The sequence below is a fragment of the Methanocalculus chunghsingensis genome, from assembly GCF_018132105.1.
Taxonomy (GTDB): Archaea; Halobacteriota; Methanomicrobia; order Methanomicrobiales; family Methanocorpusculaceae; genus Methanocalculus; species Methanocalculus chunghsingensis.
Genome location: NZ_JWHL01000002.1, coordinates 129,933 through 149,672, shown reverse-complemented (window position 1 = coordinate 149,672; position 19,740 = coordinate 129,933). Strand labels below are relative to the sequence as shown.

Here is a 19,740-nt window from a genome sequence, read left to right as displayed (position 1 = left end):
AAAATTATTCATTATCAGGGGTTGAGTAATAATACTCGCCCCGTGATTTCTGATCCCGGTCAAGGAAGGATCCTACTTTATTAATTCTCGGCCTTCCGCTCTTATCTCTTCTGAATGTGATTCCAAGATTGCCAAGGAACCTGTTCATTCCATCCTGCATCCCAAACGGCCCATATGCAGCACCCCGGTTTCCGGGCTCTCCTTCAAAGACGAGAAGACGCTCAGAGAGCATATCGATGATATACATATCATGGTCGATGACCAGAACACCGACCTCTTTTCCTTCCGCAAAGTGCTTGATGACCCGCACGGACTTCATCCTCTGCTCCACATCAAGGTGGGCACTCGGTTCATCAAGGATATAGAGATCCGCATCCTGGGAGAGGCAGAGGGCGATGGCAAGACGTTGAAGCTCTCCTCCCGAGAGTGTGTCAGCAGGAGACTGGAGGATCGGTGCGAGCATCAGCGGCTCAATGATCTCATGCTGATAATACGAGGTATCAAACCGTCTGGTCGCAGCCCGGAGGAGCTCCTCGACGGTGGCATCAGATCCCGCCTTGATGTACTGGGGTTTATAGGCGACCTTCAGTGTCCGCTCCATCTTCCCGGATCCGGCATCCGGCTCATAGACACCTGCAAGGAGGTTTGCAAAGGTACTCTTTCCGATACCATTTGCCCCGACAACACCGAGGACCTCCCCACGCCTGATGTCACCACCGTCGATCGTGAGCGTAAAGCCCGGGAAGCTCTTTGTCATTGAGGGTATGGAGAGGAGCGTCTCGCGTTCAACGGTCTTATTGTGGGATCGCGTCTCAAAGACAACCTGGTGATCGCGGAACCGGACATTCTCTTCATGAAGGAATCCTTCGAGGTATTGATTGATCCCGACACGGACGCCTTTTGGACGGGTGATGATACCAAAGACGGCAGGTTTTCCATACCCGATATGAACGGTATCGGCGAGGAGATCAAGGATCGCAAGATCATGCTCAACGATCATAACCGGCCGGGATGCGGCAAGTTCACGGATCAGCCGGGCAGCCGCCATCCTCTGGTAGATATCGAGAAATGGAGTGACCTCGTCAAGGAAGTAGAAGTCGGCCTCACGGGAGAGGCAGGCAGTGAATGCGATTCGCTGAAGCTCTCCTCCTGAGAGGGTATCAACATTCTTTTCAAGAACATTCTCCAGAGAAAGTTCCCTGACATAATGATCAAGCCGACCTGTCTCATCAGTCCTTCGGAGGAGATCCTCGACCTTTCCTTTGAATACCTTCGGAATACCGTCGATATACTGTGGCTTGACGGCGACTTTGACACCTTTTTCAGAGACCGCTTTGATGTAATCGAAGAGCTCTGTTCCGGCATACTGTCTTAAGATGAGATCCCATGACTCTGCATCCCCGGTCTCCCCGCCAAGGTTGGGCTGAAGCTGACCGGAGAGGATGGCCACAGAAGTACTCTTTCCGATCCCGTTAGGACCAAGGATACCGGAGACCTTCCCTTCAACAGGGATCGGCAATCCATAGAGGGCAAACCCGTTCTTTCCATACCGATGGGTTGGAAACTCCTGCTCTACGGGGAGCGTGATGATATCAATCGCATCAAACGGACATTTCTTGATGCAGATACCACACCCGACACAGAGTTCTTCAGAGATTTCAGCCTTATCATCCTCGCCGATGACGATCGTCTCATCGCCGGTTCGGACGCGCGGGCAATAAATGATACATTCGGTTCCACACTTCTTTGAGTGGCACCGATCCCTATGAACGACTGCAATACGCATGGTAAATCAGAGGATGCTTGTGGTCAGGAGGATCGTCCAGGTGATAAGCCAGAGAGCAAATGTCATGAAACCCTGGTAAAACCAGTCTTTCTTCCCGAGCTCTGTAAGATCAATTCCGATCAGCATGAAAATATGCTTCTGGAAGACGATACCTGCCATCAGAAGCAGCACGGCAAGAAAGGTATTTGGCTGTATACCGGTGGCATCCGGTACTCCGCCAAGAAGAAACGAAAGGCCACCTGCAAAGAAACCCATAATACAGGCGATGAGCGTCCTCTTCACCCGCTTGATATGCTGCTCCTTCTTCTCAAGTCGCTTCTGTTGTGGATCCTTCTTTACTGCCTTCTTTTCTGCAGGTTCTTTCGACTCTGGAAGCTCCTCCTGTGAATCCTCGCTATTGACACGCAGATTCTGAGGATCCTTCATCTCTCCGGGAGTTTCCTTTGGATCCCTCTTTATCTGACGTTTCTCCTTTGGACCTTTACTCATATTGCACCAGTGGAGTATTTTTTAGTCTTCGCATCTTATGTATCTTGGTATTAACATGGCGACAAAACAGGGGATGAGCGGACTTGATCTCACCGCATTGACCGCGGAGATGAAGAGCCTTCTTCCTCTCTGGATCGGAAAGATCTATCAATATGACACCATGAACTTTGGGTTTCGCCTCAATGGCGAAAATAAGGCACGTCATCTCTTCTTTGTGGAGATAGGAAGGCGTGCCCACACGGTTCCCCAGCTTCCACCAGCCCCGAAGAATCCATCCGGGTACTCGATGTACCTCCGGAAGTATATCGAGGGGGGAAAAGTCCTCTCGGTGACGCAGAAGAGCATTGAACGGGTGGTCATCTTTGAGATCGGGAAAGGGGATGGAATTCTGAAGATGATCATCGAGCTCTTCGATGAAGGGAATATCATCCTCACCGATGAGAATAATGTCATCCAGAATGCCCTGAAGAGACGGCGCTTCCGTGAGCGGGAGATCGTTTCTGGCGAGGTATATGAGATGAGCGGGCCGGATCTGGCCGCCCTTTCATTTGAGGCCTTCAGTGAGATCCTCAGAGCATCAGATCGTGATCTCGTCAGAACCATCGCCACAAGCCTGATGTTTGGGGGTGTGATGAGCGAGGAGCTCTGTGCACGTGCAGGTGTTGAGAAAGAATTTCCAACGAAATACCTCGATGATCGGATCCTTCAGAGCCTCTATACAGCATACAGAGGCATCCTGAGCGATGCGGAATCCATAACCGGACCTGTCATCGATGGGCGGGGGTGCTGGCCTTTTCCACTCACCGGATCCGTCCCGGTGTCGGAACATCCGACTTTCTCCGAAGCGCTATCGCAGTTCTATCCGCTCCCAAAGATCGAGGAGAAGGAGGCAGCAAAAAAGGAGGTACTCTCCCGTGAGGAACGTATCCGGCGCCAGCAGGAAGCTGCAATCATAAAGTTCGAGGCGAAGATCAGCGAGTCAGAACGAGCAGCCGAGCTCATTTACGAGCACTATTCGGTTGTTCAGAATGTGATCACCACCCTTGCTGCTGCTGCGGAGAAGATGTCATGGCAGGAGATTGCGGATGTCCTGAAGAATGCTGATCACCCGGCTGCAGAGAAGATCATCTCGGTCAATCCCGCTGAGGCTTCCGTCATTCTGGATCTTGGGATGAAGGTGACCATCTCGATCAAGAAGAGTGTCGAAGGGAATGTAGGGGTCTATTATGATCAGATGAAGAAGTTCCGATCCAAGAAGGAAGGAGCCATCCGGGCGATGAGCCGCCCACCTGCCCCGAAGAAGGAGGCAAAGCCGATCCAGAAGCGGCAGAAGCCGAAATGGTACCACCGGTTCCGCTGGTTTGAGACGAGTGACGGGGTACTTGTCATCGGAGGAAGGGATGCCGATCAGAACGAGGAGCTCGTCAGAAAGTACATGGAGGGGGGCGACACCTTCGTCCATGCCGATGTTCATGGAGGAAGTGTCGTCATTGTAAAAGGAAAAACCGAACGGATGGATGAAGTGACCGCCTTTGCCGCGTCATTCTCAAACTTCTGGAAGAGCGGGTATGGATCCGGCGATGTCTATGCTGTCCGCCCCGATCAGGTCAGCAAGACACCGGAGTCCGGCGAATACATCGCGAAAGGTGCATTTGTGATCAGGGGAGAGCGGAAGTATTACCACTCGGTACCCCTTGGTGTCGCCATCGGGGTCGTGACGGAGCCGACCCTCGCCGTCATCGGAGGTCCGGAGAGTGCCATCGCAGAGAGGGCAAAAGAGATGGTGAGGCTCACTCCGGGCACGTTTGAGCCAAATGATATCGCAAAGAAGGCTGTTCGGATTCTTCGGGAGAGTATCTCGGCGACTGATGCGAAACTGCTCAGGAGCGTCCTCTCAACCGAGGCGGTCGCCGCCTTCGTTCCGGCCGGGGGATCTGATATCCGGGAAGATGCATGAAAGCGGTATACTGTGATCTGAAGCGGAACGTCGGTGAGATCAAGCTTCACCCTGAGTCTCTCGATGATCTCTGGCATCTCTCCCACCTTATCGAGGCAGGGGATCGTGTCTATGCAACAACCCTCAGAACGGTTGAGCAGTCCTCTGATAAGATCCGTCCTGACAAGGTTGAGAAGCGGCCGGTCCGGCTCGGTATTGAGGTCGAGAGAGTTGAGTTCGTCCCTGAATCAAGGAGACTCCGGGTGGCGGGCATCATCCGTGACGGCCCTGATCCCGGACTCCATCACAGCTTCAGTATCGAGACCGGATATGAGATCTCAGTCATCAGGAGATGGAGGGGGACCGATCTCGAGCGGATCGACCGTGCGGTGAAGGCATCGCTGTATGATGCGGTTCATATCATTGCAGTCGAGGAAGGGGAGGCAGAGATCTGCCGGGTCCGCCAGTACGGGCCTGAACGGATCACCACCATCACCGGGGGGAGCGGAAAGACGCGGGGAGAAAACACCCGCCAGACACTTTTCAAGGAGATTTTGCATTTCCTCACCTCGGTGACAGGGCCTATCGTCATAGCAGGCCCCGGCTTCATCAAAGAGGAGTGTGTAGCGTATATCCGATCCAATGCTCCTGACCTGGCATCGAGGATCATGGTCGTCGATACACAGCGGAGCGGATATGGTGCAATCCAGCAGGCGATAGGCGACGGGGTTCTTGAGAAGGTGGCAGAGGATCTCCAGCTCGCCGCTGAAGTTCGGGCGGTTGATGAGATCTTCAAGCGGGTAGCCCGCAGTGATCCCGTCACCTATGGAATTGATGATGTGAAGCGGGCTGTCTCATTTGGAGCGGCTGAACAATTGATCGTTTCTGATACAGCAGTCCGGACTCCCGAAGTAGCCCGTATTATGGAGGAAGCGGAGTCGATGCAGGCATCAATCATCGTCCTCTCGACGGAATTTGAGCCTGGAAAAAGAGTTGAGGGGCTTGGCGGTATCGCCGCACTCCTCAGATATGCGATTGACTGAAGACCGGTTCAGGCCTCTGGTTCTTCTTCTGTCTCAGGTTCGGCTGCCGGTGGCTCGGGCCGTCTGAAGGTCTCCATAAAGACGATCTCAGAGACCGACTCGCTGACCTTGAAGATCTCCTGGACGATGGTGCCACGCCACATAAACCACCGCTGATCATAGTTGATCCCGGGAGGGAGATGCATGGTTACCTTCCCATCTGCGAACTCGATATCGATATCACGACCAGAGAAGAGCCGGATCATGCCCTGCATCTTCTCTACGTCATCTGTCACGATCTCTTCAACGGTGAAGGTATACTCGAGTTCTTTCCCTGCAAGCGGGTGGTTGAAATCGACGAGTGCCCGCTGGCCGATGATATCGACGACGACACCCTCCTTCTTATCCTGGGAGATCCTGGTTCCGATCGTCGGCTTCTTTTCAAATGCCTTGAACGGATATGCCTTCACCTGCTCCCTGTCATGGGGGCCAAAACCCTTCTCCGGGGTGACGGAGACAGTCTGCTCGACACCGATCCCGGCACCAGTAAGAGCCTCATCAAGACCAGGGATGACATGTCCGCTTCCGACACGGATGACCATCGGGCCGTACCGTGATTTCTCATTGAATATACCTGATGCCTTTGCGGTCTCTTCACTGGTCGTATCAAAGGGGATACCTTCGATGGATCCAGTGTAGGAGAGACGGATAAAAACGCCATTCTCGATAGCCATAATGATACCCTGTCTTATTAAATGGTGCTGAATAATACTTAAAGAAGTGGTTTCGCATGCTTGAGATTGAGATAAAGGTCAGGGTCAGTGATCTGGCACCGATACGAGAACGACTCCGTGCATCCGGGGCAGAACTTCTTGGCGAAGGGATGGAGTATGATGCCTACTACCAGGGGCCGCTTCGGAACTTTGCAGAGACTGATGAGGCGCTCCGCCTCAGGGAAGCAGGAGAGACGGCGGTCCTCACCTACAAAGGGCCGAAGGTGGGGTGCGGCACACTGAAGGCACGTGAAGAGTTAAACATCCGTGTCGAGTCACGTGAGACGATGGATGCAATCCTCAACCGGATCGGGTATCAGAAGACGGCTGCTGTGCAGAAATACCGGGAGTCATATCGCGTCGGGAGGGCGACGGTAACCCTCGACCAGGTGGACGGGCTTGGAACCTTCGCAGAGGTTGAGGCGGCAGGGGATCTCACCCCGGAGGAAGCGGAAAAAGAGATAGAGAGGATTGCTACTGAATATGGGATTATCGGGGAACGGTTCTGCCTCAGCTATCTTGAGCTTTATCTTGAGAAAGAGCAATCAGCTCAATCCTGATATCGCCGCTCTCATCACCGATGTAAATGAGGGCACCATAGCCCTCAGATGCGGGCCCCGGGTTGACAACCCAGGTCTCTCCAACTTTTACAACGCCTCTCTGCTCATGAATATGAGCACAACAGACGATATCGAAGGCTTTGAGATACTTCGCTATACTCGTTGAGCCGACATGGACACCGGGGGAGACCTCATCGAGCGCTCCATACGGGGGTGCATGGGAGATGAGGATATTCGTCTGATTCTTCTCCATTCTCTGGACCATCCCGGCCATCGTCTCATCGATCTCCTCTTCTGAACATTCAAACGCGGTATTGAACGGTGTCGGGTTCGATCCCCCGATACCTGCGATGGTGATGGTATTGAAGGATATGGAGGATCCATGCAGGCAGACCGCCCCTGAATCCTCGAGGAAGGAGAGCGAGTCACGGGGATCACAGTTCCCGGGAACAGCAAGGACGGGGAGATCAAGCCGGTCGATGAGTGCCGATATCTCCTCGACGGGTCCGAATTGCGTCAGATCACCTGCGATAAAGAGGCAGTCAGGGTCGGTCGTGAGGAGATCGTCGATATGATCATAGGTGCCATGAAGGTCGGCGAGCAGCAATGCTTTCATCATATCTCTTCTGTATCTCCTGTAGGATTCAAAAACCTTCGTTCCGGTTCCGTCCAGTACCCGGTAAGCCGCCCGCTCAGGGCGAGCGATCCGAAGATCTTCTCCGCTGAAGCGGGAAGTTGTACCGGGGTAGATGATGCAAGCGGAGTACCGGGGAGCGGCATGAAGTAATGGAGATGTACTTTTCCATATCTGGTGATCTGCCGGATGAGATCGATGGTCATCCCGAGATCCTCTTCAGACTCTCCCGGGAACCCGACGATCATATCGACGATGGGGAGGAGCCCATGGGACACTGCCCGATCAACAGCCACCTCCACATCAGAACGGGTATGGCCGCGCCTGATCATGGAGAGGATCCGATCACTCCCGGACTGACCACCGAAATGGATCTTCCGTCCGGCAGTGTACGTGCAGATGAGATCGAGTGCCTCATCAGTCACCCACTCCGGCCGGACCTCGGAGGGGAATGTCCCAAACCAGATCCGGTTCTTTTTGAGGCGGCGGAAGAGTGCCTCGACCTTGTCAAGCCGGGGTCTTCTCCCGTCAGACCCATATGCGAGGGCATTTGGGGTGACGAACCTCGCATCAGAGATATGCGCTGCCGATGCCGCGATCGCATCGATACCCCGGTGCCTCATGCGGTTGCCGAAGAGCCGGGGTGTCTGGCAGTATGCGCAGGCATGCGGACACCCCCGCGAGATCTCAAGATATCCTTTGATCCTGGAGAAGCATGGATACGCATCGAGGAGGACGGTGTGATCAACAGGGGTATAGCCGTCCTTTGTCGCCACACCCGGAATTCTCCCGGATGATCCGGTCCTTATCGCATCAAGGAGGCGGGGGAGAGTGCGCTCACCCTCCCCGACGATGACATAATCTGCATACTCTGCCACCTCGCGATAGCAGGCAGATGCATGAGGCCCCCCGACGATGGTGATACCGGGGGCGTCCCGGATCTCGGATCTGAGGCGGGGTTCATTGATGCTGTTTAGGCTGTAGCAGATGATCCCGCCGGTCGACGAGTCGGATGGGACAAGGTCATACCCCGCCACCTCGCATGCGGCTGAGAGAGCCGCATAGGTGTTCCGTGCAGCCCTGATATCCCGCCAGGTGACCTGCATCACGAATCAGCCGGATCTTCCAGCCGGAGTTCCCCGGCATCCCCATCAACTGTTGCGGCCATACCGGTCTGAAGCTGGGAGAAGCCCCCCTCCAGGTTGTCTATCATCGGGATCCCTGCCATGATTGCACCGACCGCGATGATCACCTCTGCCTCGGCGTTGATGAGGGCGGCGGGAGCGACGTTGTTCCTCCTGAGGGCATAGATGATGTAGGATCCGACGGTCGATCCCTTCCCGAAAGGAAATGCGAGGACAGTATCCTTGATACAGACACCCTGCAGGGGATGACCTTCCTCAATGATGATGCCGCTTGCCGGATCGACACCGGAGAGGAATGAGATGGGGGCTTCCGAGACGAGAAGCCTGCCGCTTCCGGTTCCTTTTGAGATTGATCTTGCTTTGATTATCACGATGACACCTAATAAATGGTGAGAGGATATACTATATTATAGACATGGACGAAACGCTCATCGACAATGTTGGAAAAGACTCAACGCTCCAGTCACAGCAGCTGAAAGAACTGTATGAATCACTCATCGAGCTCCGGGAGAAGGTTGAGACCCAGCAGAGAGATGTGGCAAAACTCCGGGAGGAGAATGCCCAGCTGAAGCGGGAGAACGCCCAGCTCAAACGACTCCCCCTCTTTGTCGCGGTGGTCATCGAGAAGCTGCCTGATGGTGAGGTGTACCTGCGCCAGCAGGGGAACAATCAGGAGTATATCACACAGGTATCTGATGATCTGTATCCACTCCTCAAAGCCGGAAGCAAGGTCGCAGTCAATAACGCGCTCTCAATCATCAAGGTCATCGGAACGACCTATGACGCCCGGGTCCGTGTGATGGAACTTGAAACATCTCCATCTGCGACATTTGAGCAGGTCGGAGGTCTCAAAGAGGAGATTGAAGAGGTGAGGGAAGCGGTCGAGTATCCGATCACCCGTCCTGAGGTCTATGCACGCCTCGGTGTCGAGCCACCAAAGGGCATCCTTCTGTATGGACCACCCGGAACAGGGAAGACCCTGATCGCGAAGGCTGTGGCACATAATGCAAGCGCCACCTTCATCAGGATGTCCGGAAGCGAGCTGGTTCATAAATTCATCGGTGAAGGGGCACAACTCGTACGGGAACTCTTCGAACTTGCCCGCGAAAGGGCGCCATCAATCGTCTTCATCGATGAGATCGATGCAGTCGGGAGTACCCGGACCCATGACGGCACCTCCGGATCTGCCGAGGTGCAGCGCACCCTGATGCAGCTCCTCGCTGAGATGGACGGGTTTGACAACCGTGGTGACATCAGGATCATGGCCGCAACAAACCGGCCAGATATGCTTGATCCGGCACTCCTCCGGCCGGGGCGGTTCGACAGAATCATCGAGATCCCCTTCCCGGATGCGGGATCACGGACCGAGATTCTCAAAATCCACACACGGAACCTCTCCCTCGGAGATATCAGGCTTCCATCGATCGTCTCCCGCACTGAAGGAGCAACCGGGGCCGAACTCGAGGCCATCTGTCGCGAGGCAGGGATGATCGCAGTCCGTGAGAGTGCAACCGCAATCGAAGAAGAACACTTTGATGCAGCCATCCGGAAGGTCAGGCATGAGATGCCTGAACAGGATGTCCGCATGTATCTCTGATATTCGACGGTCATGCTGGTTATCTTTATATCAAAACCCGGCATTGACCTGTACCGTACTTTTTTGGAGTCCGAGACGAGCAGGATGATCCTCCGGTTCTATCCCCCGCAGAGGCGGGCAGGGGGGGTCGTCGAAGTGGCTGTTGCGACACTTGGATCAGGGCTCTCGCTTGCTTCAGAACTCCGGTGGTACATCCGGAGATACACATCAGATCTCCTCTTCCAGACCGGGGATGGGGTACTTCTCTCCCAGAAGCTTGCCCGTGAGATCTATGAACGCCAGCTCGGCTATCCAGGTGCAGAATGGGAGCACAGATATCTCTGCACCATCTCAGATGATGAGACGAGCCATGATCTGACCGTCTTCTGTTCTCAGGATGAAATAAAAAAAGAAGCTTGATCAGGCAAACATCGTTCCGATGGATGCCATCTGTGAGACCTTATTGCGATCGAAGTCTGCAGAGATCTTCCTGATCGCTCTCTCAAAGTCCGACCTGGTAACGGAGGGCCTCTCATCACGAATTGCAAACATTCCGGCCTCCATACAGATTGCAGAGAGATCAGCACCGTTCTTTCCCTCAGTGACACGTGCAAGCGCAAGGAGATCAACGTCATCTGCAAGGGTGATCTTCTTTGTATGGATCCTGAGGATCGCGAGCCGTCCCTCGACATCAGGGAGTGGAATCTCAATGATCCGGTCAAACCTGCCAGGGCGAAGGAGAGCAGGATCCAGAATATCTATCCGGTTCGTTGCCCCGATGATCTTCACATCACCCCGGTTGTCAAACCCGTCCATCTCAGCGAGGAGCTGCATCAGGGTGCGGTGAACCTCACGATCGCCGGATGAGGTCTCCTGACCTCTCGATGCCCCGATTGCATCGATCTCATCGATGAATATGATAGAGGGGGCATTCTTCTTTGCACTCTCAAAGAGTTCACGGACGAGCCGCGCCCCTTCCCCGATATACTTCTGGACGAGTTCGGAGCCGACCACACGGAGGAAGGTAGCTTCCGTCTCATGCGCGACAGCCCGGGCAAGAAGGGTCTTCCCGGTACCCGGCGGGCCGTGGAGAAGAATACCCTTCGGGGGGAGGATCCCAATCTGTTCAAAGAGATGCGGCTTCTTCAAAGGCAGTTCGACTGCCTCCCGGACCTCAATGGTCTGCTCTTTCAGGCCACCGACATCGACATACGTCTCAGTCGGGCGGGTCTCCACCTCCATCCCGTAGATCTGGGAGTCAAAGGCGGAGGGGAGCACCTCGACGATGGCCAGGGTCTGCTGATTCATTGTGCACCGGACACCGGGCTTCAGATCATCGATATTAATGAACTGTGATGTTCGGACAAGGAATTTCGGTCCAGCACTACTCCTGACAACCGCACGGTTTGAGTCGACAACATCGATGATCGTCCCGACGATGAGTGGGGGACTTCTCATCTGCTCAATCTCAGACCTGAGTTTTCGGACTTCCCGTTCGTACCTGACCTTCTGGGTTTCAAGATACTGGCGATCCGTCTTCGACTGGCGAAGCTCCTCCCGCAACTCCTGATTCCGCGCTTCCAGTTCAGAAAGACGCTCAATCACCATCCGATACGTATCTTCAGAATGATGAGTATCCTCAGGTATGCGAGATTTCGTAACCATAATCCTTCAAATAGATATATAGGAGAAAAAAGGTATAAAGTTCTTTGGGATATTACATGAAATCCGAACAATGCGAAGCCTGTGGCCAGATTATTAAAGGACGATCGAAGACGGTGAGAATTGAAGGATCAACGCCGATGAAGGTCTGTGATCGGTGTGCCCGGCTCGGGACGGAGGTGCAGGTCCAGACAGGACCGAGGGGAACACCCGGGAGGATGACGCCAGGAGGATCTCCGAGCGCACCTCCGAGACGGAAACGCGACGTCTTCGACTTCATCGAAGGGGATATTGTTGAAGACTATGCGGATCGGATCCGTGAAGCCCGCCTTGAGCGGGGCATCTCCCAGAAGGAGCTTGCCCTTGAGATTAAGGAGAAGGAGCACCTTATCAGAAAGATTGAGAACGGAGACCTGACACCTGAAGACGCGGTCAGAAAGAAGATAGAAGCCGCCCTTGAGATACGCCTGATCGATTCTGACGGTATAGTCGCAGAGGGCACCGGTACAGAGAAGACCCAGACGACGCTTGGGGATGTCATCAGGGTGAAGAGGAAGTGAGATGACCTCCCCCTTCATCCTCATCAATTTCAAGACCTACCGGGAAGGAACCGGCCATTCCGCAGATCGGATAGCACGGGCGGCACAGGCGGTGATGGAGGATACCGGTGTTGAGATCGGAATCGCACCTTCCTTCACCGAACTTCGCCGTATGGCAAAGCACTATACGATACCGGTATTCGCCCAGCATATTGACGGGGTCGATGCCGGTGCCCACACAGGACGGATCCCTGCGTATATGCTGACGATGGCAGGTGCCTCAGGAACCCTCATCAACCATTCCGAACGGCGCCTCACCCTCGCTGAGATCGAAGCAGGCCTTGCCGCAGCGGAGTCTGCAAAGCTGCAAACGGTCATCTGCACGAATAATATACGGGCAACAGCAGGCGCGGCGGCACTCGGGCCGTCATATGTTGCAATTGAACCCCCGGAACTGATCGGATCAGGTATCTCTGTTGCAACAGCAGATCCCGGGATCATTGAGGGATCCGTCCGAGCCGCTGAAGAAAAGAACCCTTCCGTGAAGGTTCTGGCAGGTGCCGGGATACATTCGGGCAAATGTGTCAGAATTGCACTCGATCTCGGCTGTACCGGAGTGCTTCTGGCATCCGGTGTTGTCAAGGCAGATGATCCTGAGGCAGTTCTCAGGGATCTCGTCTCAAGGTGCTGATCCTACCGGGTAATGAGGGAGATCAGGTCATGTTTCGTGATGACCCCCTCGACCCGGCCTTCTGCCATGACGAGGACGGCATGATGTTGTTCAAGGATAGAGACGACCGTCTCGATCTCGATCTCGGGGGGTACGGTCGGGAAGCTCGCCTCCATAAAATCATGGACCTTCTGATGATGCCCGCGAGGATGCCGTTGTTCACCAATGGCAGTCAGAATCGCTGCTTCTGATATACAGCCGACGGGAACACCATTTTTGAGAACAGGCAGCTGCGAAAACGCCATCTGCTCCATCTTGTCAACGGCCGAGAGGATCGAGTCATCCGGTGAAACACTGACGACAGGGGAGTGCATCACACTTCCAGCGGTAACCGCCGGGATTTCTGCAGCGGTGAGGACATCAACGATGCGCCGGAGGGTGCTGACACGGGGATCGACGGAGCCACGCTCAATCCGTGCGATCATCGACTGACTGATCCCGGCCCTGTGTGCAAGATCGGCCTGTTTCAGCCCAATCCTCCGTCGGGCAGATCTCAGCTCCTCAGGTGATGGAACATGCATACTATTACTAGGAGTTATATGAGAAAAAGATCGTCTTCAACAGACTGATGGTGAGTGGGAGGAGTAAGCCCCCTTCTGTTCATTGCGGCATTCAGCTAAGCGCCGTACCCGGGCGGGATCCAGGCATCCCTTCTGCCCTGTTTGGCTTGCACCCGCAGGGATTCACCGTTCCATCGATCCCTGCCGTTACGCTCAACGAGTTAGGTATCGCACCACCATCAGTGATGGTGGGGCTCGGTCGTTTCATCGCTGGCGGCAGGACGTGTCGTTTCTGTGTCATTGCCATGACTCTCGCCATCCCCGCTTGCACGAGGCTGCGCGCCTGAAAGGTGGGGGGACTTTCCTCAGCGACCAGAACTGGTCACCGTCAGCCGCACTCTCCCTCTCACCGCTGGACCATGGTGCCAAAGCCCCAGGTACAGTATATAGTATATGATCTATCTCTTCATTAATCCTCGTTCATCCGGAGATAGCATCTTCTGCTCCTGCGATGATGATTATATATGCAGCTTCTCAATGAGGGGGACGGCAGGGCCGGGATTGCCCTCGCCCGTGAAGCCATGACGGCGGCCCTGAACCGGGAGGAGTATCAGCCCCCGCCTCTTCCGCCGATCTTTGACGAGAAGAGGGGAGTCTTTGTCACCCTCACACGGAACAGGGAACTTCGGGGCTGTATCGGTATTCCGATGCCGGTGATGCCGCTTGGCGAAGCCATTATCGAAGCAGCAACATCCGCTGCCCTGCAGGATCCCAGATTCCCACCGGTAAGAGTGCAGGAACTCCCCCTCATACGAATTGAGGTGACAGTACTCTCTCTGCCCGAAGAGATCCCCACCTCTCCCGAAGAGAGGGCAGACCAGGTGATCATCGGCCGCCATGGCCTGATCATCCAGGGACGGGGTCGATCCGGACTCCTTCTCCCGCAGGTAGCAACAGAATATGGATGGTCGGGTGCCGAGTTCCTCGATCAGACCTGTATGAAAGCAGGTCTTCCGCCGGGATGCTGGCGGGATGACCAGATAGCCGTCCTCAGATTCGAGGGCCAGATCTTCTCTGAATAACCATGTCAATACAGTTTGAAGTGATGCATAAGGACATCGCCGGACGAGTCGGACGACTCACCGTCGGTGATAAACGAATACGAACCCCGGCACTCCTCCCGGTCGTCAACCCGCATATCCAGATCGTTCCTCCAGGTGAGATGGCGGCAATGGGGATTGAAGGGCTGATCACAAACGCCTACATCTTCTCAAAGAGTGCTGATTTCCGCGAGGAAGCATTATCCCGCGGCCTCCACAACCTCCTCGGCTTTGATGGCCTGATTATGACCGATTCCGGATCGTTTCAGCTCTCGGTCTATGGATCGGTTGATACGACAAATGAGACGACACTGGCATTTCAGCGGGATATCGGAAGCGATATCTGGGTACCACTCGATATTCCAACCCATCCTGATGCACCACGTGAGACCGTCGAATCAGAGCTTGCCATCACGATGGAACGGCTCCGCGAGGCACGAGAGATCTTTGGTGACGATGCACCAATCGCCGGGCCGGTCCAGGGCGGTATCCACGCTGATCTGAGAGAGACAGCCGGGCGGGAGGTGAGCAATCTTGGGTTCTCATTCTGCCCGGTCGGCGCAGTCGTCCCGCTCCTTGAAGGCTACCGGTATCGTGAGCTTGTCCATTCGGTTCTCGCCGCGAAAAAGGGACTCTCCTCAGGGGCATGTGTCCACCTCTTTGGTGCAGGCCACCCCTCGATGTTCGCTCTTGCGGCTGCAATGGGCTGTGACATCTTCGATTCCGCGGCATATGCCCTCTATGCACGGGAGGGGCGCTACATCACCCCGTCCGGCACTCTCAAGCTCGCCGAGATGGCAGAGCTCCCCTGTCCCTGTGCTGTCTGCCGTTCACATACCGCAGATGAACTTCGCGCATCAGATCAGAAAGAACGGCTCCTTGCGACCCATAACCTTGCTGTGACACAGGCCGAGATCTCCCGTGTCCGCCTCTCCATCCAGGAAGGGACCCTCTGGGAGCTTGTGGATGAACGGTGCCGATCACACCCCAGACTCCTCGACGGGTATCGTGAACTCCTGAAAGCCGGCGACCTCCTCGAACGATCAGATCGTGCAACCAAACGGAGATTCTTCTACCGGGGAGACGAGTCCTGCCAGCGGACCGAGGTGATCCGGTTTCAGAGGATGATCCCAAGAATCGCCCTCTCATCAAAGGCGCTCATCCTCTGCGGCGGGCCTGAGCCGCAGGACTTTGAGGAGGTTCTTGAACTCCGCCCGCCATTTGGTGCAGTACCACGGGAACTCTCCGAGACCTTCCCGATAGGCCAGAACGAGGTCCCTGCCTGGGATGATGCGATGCTCGCATCTGCATTTACGGGAGTCGATGCGCTCCTCGCCGCCAACCCGGAGACAGAAGTAACGTTTTCTGCCTCTCCGGATCTTGTCCATCATATAAAAAAGCGGTTCCCTGACGCTGTGGTGATATCATGACGCAGTTTGAGGTCCGTAAGCGAGATGGGCTTGCCAGGCAGGGAATCTTCACCATCAACGATGAGCAGATCCAGACACCCGCCGTTATTAATCCGATAGAACTCTTTCCGGATCTGGCGTCCCGGCCTCTCTCGAATATACCACTCCAGGCAGATGCGGAGTTTGTACAGAGATATGCCGGTGAGGTTCTCGATCAACCGATCCCGGCACATCCACAGATGTCAGGAAATGTATCCTCGGGAGACGCGGCGATCATCGCAGGATGGCATACCGCCCTTGCAAACCCACGAACCTATGCGGACTGGGTAGAGACCTTCCTCAGCGCTCTGCCACCGGATGCCGCACGCTATGCACCGGCATCGGCACTCCCTTCAAATGTAGCGATGCTGATAGCAACCGGTCTCGATCTCTTCGATACCATCGCCGTCGATCTGAAGTCCGCAGAAGGACTCTTCTGCACCCCGGAAGGCATCTATCCCGGCTCATGGCTGGATGAGGGGATCTGCGGCTGCTCCGGGTGCCGGACGGGGGATCTCAGGGAGCATAACCGGCAGGCACTCCTCCACGAGATCCGGTTCGCAACCGCCCTCCTGCAGAGGGGTGAGCTGAGGGAACTGATCGAATCGCGTTGCCGCTCTGATGCATCGCTCGTTTCGATACTCCGTCACCTCGACAGAAAGAGCGATCTGATGGAGAAGGCAGCCCCCATCGCCCGGACAACGCCATTCCGGGCACATACCCAGGAATCGATGTACCGGGCCGAGATTGGGAGGTTTGAAGATCGTGTCATCAGACGATTCACCCAGAATACCTGGGATGTCTGTGTCCTTCTCCCCTGTTCTGCAAAGAAGCCGTATTCTCTCTCCCAAAGCCACCGAAAATTCCAGGATGCGATCGCCGGGAGGGCGCATGAGGTGATCATCACCTCCCCACTCGGTGTCGTCCCACGGGAGCTTGAGCTGATCTACCCGGCCGCCCATTACGATGTGCCGGTGACCGGCCACTGGGATCATGAAGAGCAGGCGATCCTTGCAGAATACCTGACAGAGTACCTCAGGACCCATCCATACAGGCGGGTCATCGCCCACCTGGAGGGGGGGGCGCTTGAGGTCGCCAGAAAGGCAGCAGCCTCTGCGGGAATTTCCCTTGAAGAGACCTGTACAGATGGACGTCCTGTCTCATGGGAATCTACCGGGGCACTACGTGACGCACTCGCCGGGGAGAGGAAGAGAGCCCCTGATATTGTCGGTGGAACGCTTGCCTGGCAGTTTGGGGTGAAGCCGGATACGAGGAAGATGATCATCAAAGGGCGGTTCCCTGAAAGGAAGGTCTTTGCAGGCCGCCAGCAGCTCTTCTCCTTCGATCCCGGAACCGGACTCCTTCGGCCGACGATCGAGGGGTGGGCACTGCTCCCTAACTGTTACCGGGTCACCATCGAGGGGTTCGTCCCCCAGGGTGACATCCTGGCTCCAGGTGTCCAGTCTGCTGATCCCGCCATCCGGGACGGCGATGAGGTCTTTGTCATAGGAGAAGGGGTGCGTGCAACTGGGAGAGCAATGATGTCCGCAGATGAGATGATCCGATCAACGCGCGGTATTGCTGTAAAAGTGCGTAAAGTAAAGAAGTCATAGGAACAATATATACGAGATTATTTCTGGGTATTTCGGAGATGTTAATTTGTACACGATAACAGCAGCATCCGCGCTTGCGGAGAATGTATATGAGGCATGGATATCGGCGCCCCATGTCAGCAGGCATGCAGAAGCAGGCCAGTTTCTTGTGCTCCGAATTGATGAGACAGGAGAGCGAATCCCGCTGACCATCTCCGGGGTGGATGGCGATCTCGTCAGGATCATCTTTATGACCGTCGGGACGACGACACGAAAGCTCGCTGCACTGAAGAAAGGAGATACCATCCTTGATGTCGTCGGCCCTCTCGGCCAGCCGACCGAGGTGAAGCGATATGGAACCTGCGTTCTCGTCGGCGGGGGCGTTGGTATCGCCTGCCTTCCGATCATCGCAAAGGCCCTGAAGACGGCGGGTAATACCGTCATCGGGATCATCGGTGCACGGAACAAGGATCTGCTTATCCTTGAAGATGAGATGCAATCGGTCTGTGACGAGTTGATCATCACAACAGATGATGGATCCTATGGAATCAAGGGGTTTGCAGCCGGTCCACTCAAGGAGATCTGCGAGACGAGGCCACCGGATGCTGTCTGGGTGATCGGCCCTGCCATCATGATGAAGGTCACCTCAGGCGTGACAAAACCATTCGGGATCAGGACATTTGTCTCGTTAAACCCGATTATGGTCGATGGTACCGGGATGTGCGGCTCCTGCCGGGTCGTCGTCGGTGGAGAGACACGGTTTGCCTGTGTTGACGGGCCTGAGTTTGATGCGCATGAGGTTAATTTCGATCTCCTGATGAGCCGCCAGCGGTTCTATACTGATGAAGAGAAGGAGTCCGCTGCCCACCATACAGGGGGTTGCGGCTGTGGGGGGCACCACTGATGTCAGATCGTCCGGCTGATCTCAGGGTACATGACTTTGAAGAGGTCGATAGCGGAATCCCGGCTGAAGAGGCGATAGCTGAGGCTGCACGATGCCTTCAGTGCAAAAAACCGGCATGCGTCGATGGCTGCCCGGTCGGTATCGATATTCCCGGATTCATCCGCTGTATCGAGGATGGAGATTTCCGTTCCGCAATAGGAATCATCAAGGAGAGCAATATGCTTCCCGCCGTCTGCGGCCGTGTCTGTCCTCAGGAGGTCCAGTGTGAAGGGGAATGTATCCTTGGTGTCAAGGATAAACCGATCGCGATCGGGTCGCTTGAGCGGTTCCTTGCGGACTGGGAGCGTGAGAACGGGATCGAGATCCCGGAGCTTGCTGAGAAGAGATCCGAGAGGATTGCGGTCGTCGGATCAGGGCCTGCCGGCCTCACCGCCGCAGCAGAGCTTGCCAGAAACGGCTTTTCGGTGACCATCTTCGAGGCGTTCCATGAGCCTGGCGGCGTCCTCACCTATGGCATCCCGGAGTTCCGGCTTCCAAAGGAGGTTGTCCAGGCTGAGATTTCTGAGGTGAAACGTCTTGGAGTTGAGATCAGGACGAATTATCTCGTCGGCAGAAGCCTGCCTGTGGAAGAACTCCTCAGTTATGACGCGATCATCCTTGCAACTGGCGCAGGCCTCCCTGCATTTATGGGGATCCCGGGGGAGAACCAGATCGGTGTCTACTCAGCCAACGAATTCCTGACACGGGTCAATCTTCTCCATGCAGATGCGTTCCCCCATCATGACACCCCGGTGAAGAAAGGGCGGTCGGTCGTCGTCATAGGTGGCGGAAACGTCGCGATGGATGCCGCCCGCGTCGCAAAGAGGATGGGGGCCGATGTCACCCTCGTCTACCGGCGGCGAAGGGAGGATATGCCGGCACGTCTGGTTGAGGCACACCATGCAGAAGAGGAGGGGATCAGATTCCTCTGCTGCACAAACCCGACCAGGATTCTTGGAGAAGGAACCGTTACCGGTGTTGAGGTCGTATCGATGGATATGTGCGAGCTTGATGACTCCGGGCGGCCTTCAGCAAAGCCGATTCCGGGCAGCGAGTACATCATCCCCGCCGACGTTGTCATCGAGGCCATCGGCCAGAGTCCGAATCCGCTCCTCATCAGGATGATCGAGGGGCTTGTCCGTGAGAAGAAAGGAAACCTGTTGGTTGATGAGTCGGGGAAGACGACTGTTCCGAAGATCTATGCCGCAGGCGATGTTGCAACAGGTGCTGCAACCGTCATTCTCGCAATGGGTGCGGCAAAGACGGCAGCTGATGCCGTCTGCCGGATGCTTACTGAGGAGTAAG

Annotated in this window: 20 protein-coding genes and 1 other RNA gene; 12 read left to right on the top strand and 9 right to left on the bottom strand. The window is 55.3% G+C overall.

What is annotated here, in order from left to right; all coding sequences use genetic code 11:
- Nucleotides 1-4: 4 nt before the first annotated feature.
- Nucleotides 5-1,786 (bottom strand): ribosome biogenesis/translation initiation ATPase RLI, encoded by a 1,782-nt coding sequence (locus RJ53_RS02350; protein WP_211529998.1) that lies wholly within the window; start codon nt 1,784-1,786, stop codon nt 5-7.
- A gap of 6 nt (nt 1,787-1,792) precedes the next feature.
- Nucleotides 1,793-2,212 carry an EMC6-like membrane protein gene (locus RJ53_RS02345; RefSeq protein WP_211529997.1) on the bottom strand — a complete coding sequence of 140 codons (420 nt, stop codon included), beginning with the start codon at nt 2,210-2,212 and terminating at the stop codon, nt 1,793-1,795.
- Nucleotides 2,213-2,330: 118 nt separating this feature from the next.
- On the opposite strand from RJ53_RS02345, the gene rqcH reads away from it, so the two are divergent.
- Both rqcH and RJ53_RS02335 read left to right on the top strand, forming a co-directional pair.
- Entirely contained in the window at nt 2,331-4,232 is a 1,902-nt protein-coding gene (gene rqcH, locus RJ53_RS02340) for a ribosome rescue protein RqcH (protein ID WP_211529996.1), read from the top strand.
- Nucleotides 4,229-5,254 carry an mRNA surveillance protein pelota gene (locus tag RJ53_RS02335; RefSeq protein ID WP_211529995.1) on the top strand — a complete coding sequence of 342 codons (1,026 nt, stop codon included), beginning with the start codon at nt 4,229-4,231 and terminating at the stop codon, nt 5,252-5,254. Before rqcH ends, RJ53_RS02335 begins: the two co-directional genes overlap by 4 nt.
- An 8-nt stretch (nt 5,255-5,262) precedes the next feature.
- Here RJ53_RS02335 and RJ53_RS02330 read toward each other — a convergent pair whose 3' ends face one another.
- Nucleotides 5,263-5,967: a peptidylprolyl isomerase gene (locus RJ53_RS02330; protein WP_211529994.1), complete on the bottom strand. Its 705-nt coding sequence runs from the start codon at nt 5,965-5,967 to the stop codon at nt 5,263-5,265.
- A gap of 56 nt (nt 5,968-6,023) precedes the next feature.
- Here RJ53_RS02330 and cyaB point away from each other — a divergent pair, with 56 nt between their 5' ends.
- Complete coding sequence (gene cyaB / locus RJ53_RS02325) at nt 6,024-6,566, top strand: class IV adenylate cyclase (protein ID WP_211529993.1); 543 nt, start codon at nt 6,024-6,026, stop codon at nt 6,564-6,566.
- Here the strand turns inward: cyaB and RJ53_RS02320 are convergent.
- The 3 genes from RJ53_RS02320 to RJ53_RS02310 are packed head-to-tail and all read right to left on the bottom strand — an operon-like array spanning nt 6,517 to nt 8,716.
- On the bottom strand, nt 6,517-7,185 hold the full coding sequence (locus RJ53_RS02320; RefSeq protein WP_211529992.1) for a metallophosphoesterase family protein: 669 nt from the start codon (nt 7,183-7,185) through the stop codon (nt 6,517-6,519). The genes cyaB and RJ53_RS02320 overlap by 50 nt on opposite strands.
- Nucleotides 7,182-8,306: a TIGR04013 family B12-binding domain/radical SAM domain-containing protein gene (locus RJ53_RS02315; protein WP_211529991.1), complete on the bottom strand. Its 1,125-nt coding sequence runs from the start codon at nt 8,304-8,306 to the stop codon at nt 7,182-7,184. The genes RJ53_RS02320 and RJ53_RS02315 overlap by 4 nt, the downstream gene beginning before the upstream one ends.
- Nucleotides 8,306-8,716, bottom strand: coding sequence for a DUF126 domain-containing protein (locus tag RJ53_RS02310; RefSeq protein ID WP_211529990.1), 411 nt, complete (start codon nt 8,714-8,716; stop codon nt 8,306-8,308). Before RJ53_RS02310 ends, RJ53_RS02315 begins: the two co-directional genes overlap by 1 nt.
- A gap of 44 nt (nt 8,717-8,760) precedes the next feature.
- Between RJ53_RS02310 and RJ53_RS02305 the strand changes: the two genes are divergently transcribed.
- Nucleotides 8,761-9,942 (top strand): proteasome-activating nucleotidase, encoded by a 1,182-nt coding sequence (locus tag RJ53_RS02305; RefSeq protein ID WP_211529989.1) that lies wholly within the window; start codon nt 8,761-8,763, stop codon nt 9,940-9,942.
- A gap of 12 nt (nt 9,943-9,954) precedes the next feature.
- On the top strand, nt 9,955-10,341 hold the full coding sequence (locus RJ53_RS02300) for a DUF5804 family protein (RefSeq protein ID WP_211529988.1): 387 nt from the start codon (nt 9,955-9,957) through the stop codon (nt 10,339-10,341).
- On the opposite strand, the gene RJ53_RS02295 is transcribed toward RJ53_RS02300, so the two are convergent.
- On the bottom strand, nt 10,342-11,586 hold the full coding sequence (locus RJ53_RS02295; RefSeq protein ID WP_211529987.1) for a proteasome-activating nucleotidase: 1,245 nt from the start codon (nt 11,584-11,586) through the stop codon (nt 10,342-10,344). It abuts the gene before it with no gap.
- Between the two features lie 56 nt (nt 11,587-11,642).
- Here RJ53_RS02295 and RJ53_RS02290 point away from each other — a divergent pair, with 56 nt between their 5' ends.
- Complete coding sequence (locus RJ53_RS02290) at nt 11,643-12,143, top strand: multiprotein bridging factor aMBF1 (RefSeq protein WP_211529986.1); 501 nt, start codon at nt 11,643-11,645, stop codon at nt 12,141-12,143.
- Between the two features lies 1 nt (nt 12,144).
- Nucleotides 12,145-12,813 (top strand): triose-phosphate isomerase, encoded by a 669-nt coding sequence (gene tpiA, locus RJ53_RS02285; RefSeq protein ID WP_211529985.1) that lies wholly within the window; start codon nt 12,145-12,147, stop codon nt 12,811-12,813.
- Between the two features lie 2 nt (nt 12,814-12,815).
- Here tpiA and RJ53_RS02280 read toward each other — a convergent pair whose 3' ends face one another.
- On the bottom strand, nt 12,816-13,373 hold the full coding sequence (locus RJ53_RS02280; RefSeq protein WP_211529984.1) for an XRE family transcriptional regulator: 558 nt from the start codon (nt 13,371-13,373) through the stop codon (nt 12,816-12,818).
- 52 nt (nt 13,374-13,425) lie between these two features.
- Nucleotides 13,426-13,760, bottom strand: an RNA gene (gene rnpB / locus RJ53_RS02275) — RNase P RNA component.
- A 116-nt stretch (nt 13,761-13,876) separates the two neighbouring features.
- Between rnpB and RJ53_RS02270 the strand changes: the two genes are divergently transcribed.
- The 5 genes from RJ53_RS02270 to gltA are packed head-to-tail and all read left to right on the top strand — an operon-like array spanning nt 13,877 to nt 19,739.
- Nucleotides 13,877-14,434 (top strand): TIGR00296 family protein, encoded by a 558-nt coding sequence (locus tag RJ53_RS02270; RefSeq protein WP_211529983.1) that lies wholly within the window; start codon nt 13,877-13,879, stop codon nt 14,432-14,434.
- Nucleotides 14,435-14,436: 2 nt separating this feature from the next.
- Nucleotides 14,437-15,882, top strand: a complete 1,446-nt coding sequence (tgtA, locus tag RJ53_RS02265) for a tRNA guanosine(15) transglycosylase TgtA (protein WP_211529982.1) — start codon at nt 14,437-14,439, stop codon at nt 15,880-15,882.
- The gene (gene arcS, locus RJ53_RS02260; RefSeq protein WP_211529981.1) at nt 15,879-17,513 is read left to right on the top strand and encodes an archaeosine synthase subunit alpha; all 1,635 of its coding nucleotides are present in this window, start codon (nt 15,879-15,881) and stop codon (nt 17,511-17,513) included. The genes tgtA and arcS overlap by 4 nt, the downstream gene beginning before the upstream one ends.
- A 46-nt stretch (nt 17,514-17,559) precedes the next feature.
- Entirely contained in the window at nt 17,560-18,396 is an 837-nt protein-coding gene (locus RJ53_RS02255) for a sulfide/dihydroorotate dehydrogenase-like FAD/NAD-binding protein (protein ID WP_211529980.1), read from the top strand.
- Nucleotides 18,396-19,739: an NADPH-dependent glutamate synthase gene (gene gltA, locus RJ53_RS02250; protein WP_211529979.1), complete on the top strand. Its 1,344-nt coding sequence runs from the start codon at nt 18,396-18,398 to the stop codon at nt 19,737-19,739. The genes RJ53_RS02255 and gltA overlap by 1 nt, the downstream gene beginning before the upstream one ends.
- The last annotated feature ends 1 nt before the right edge of the window (nt 19,740 follow it).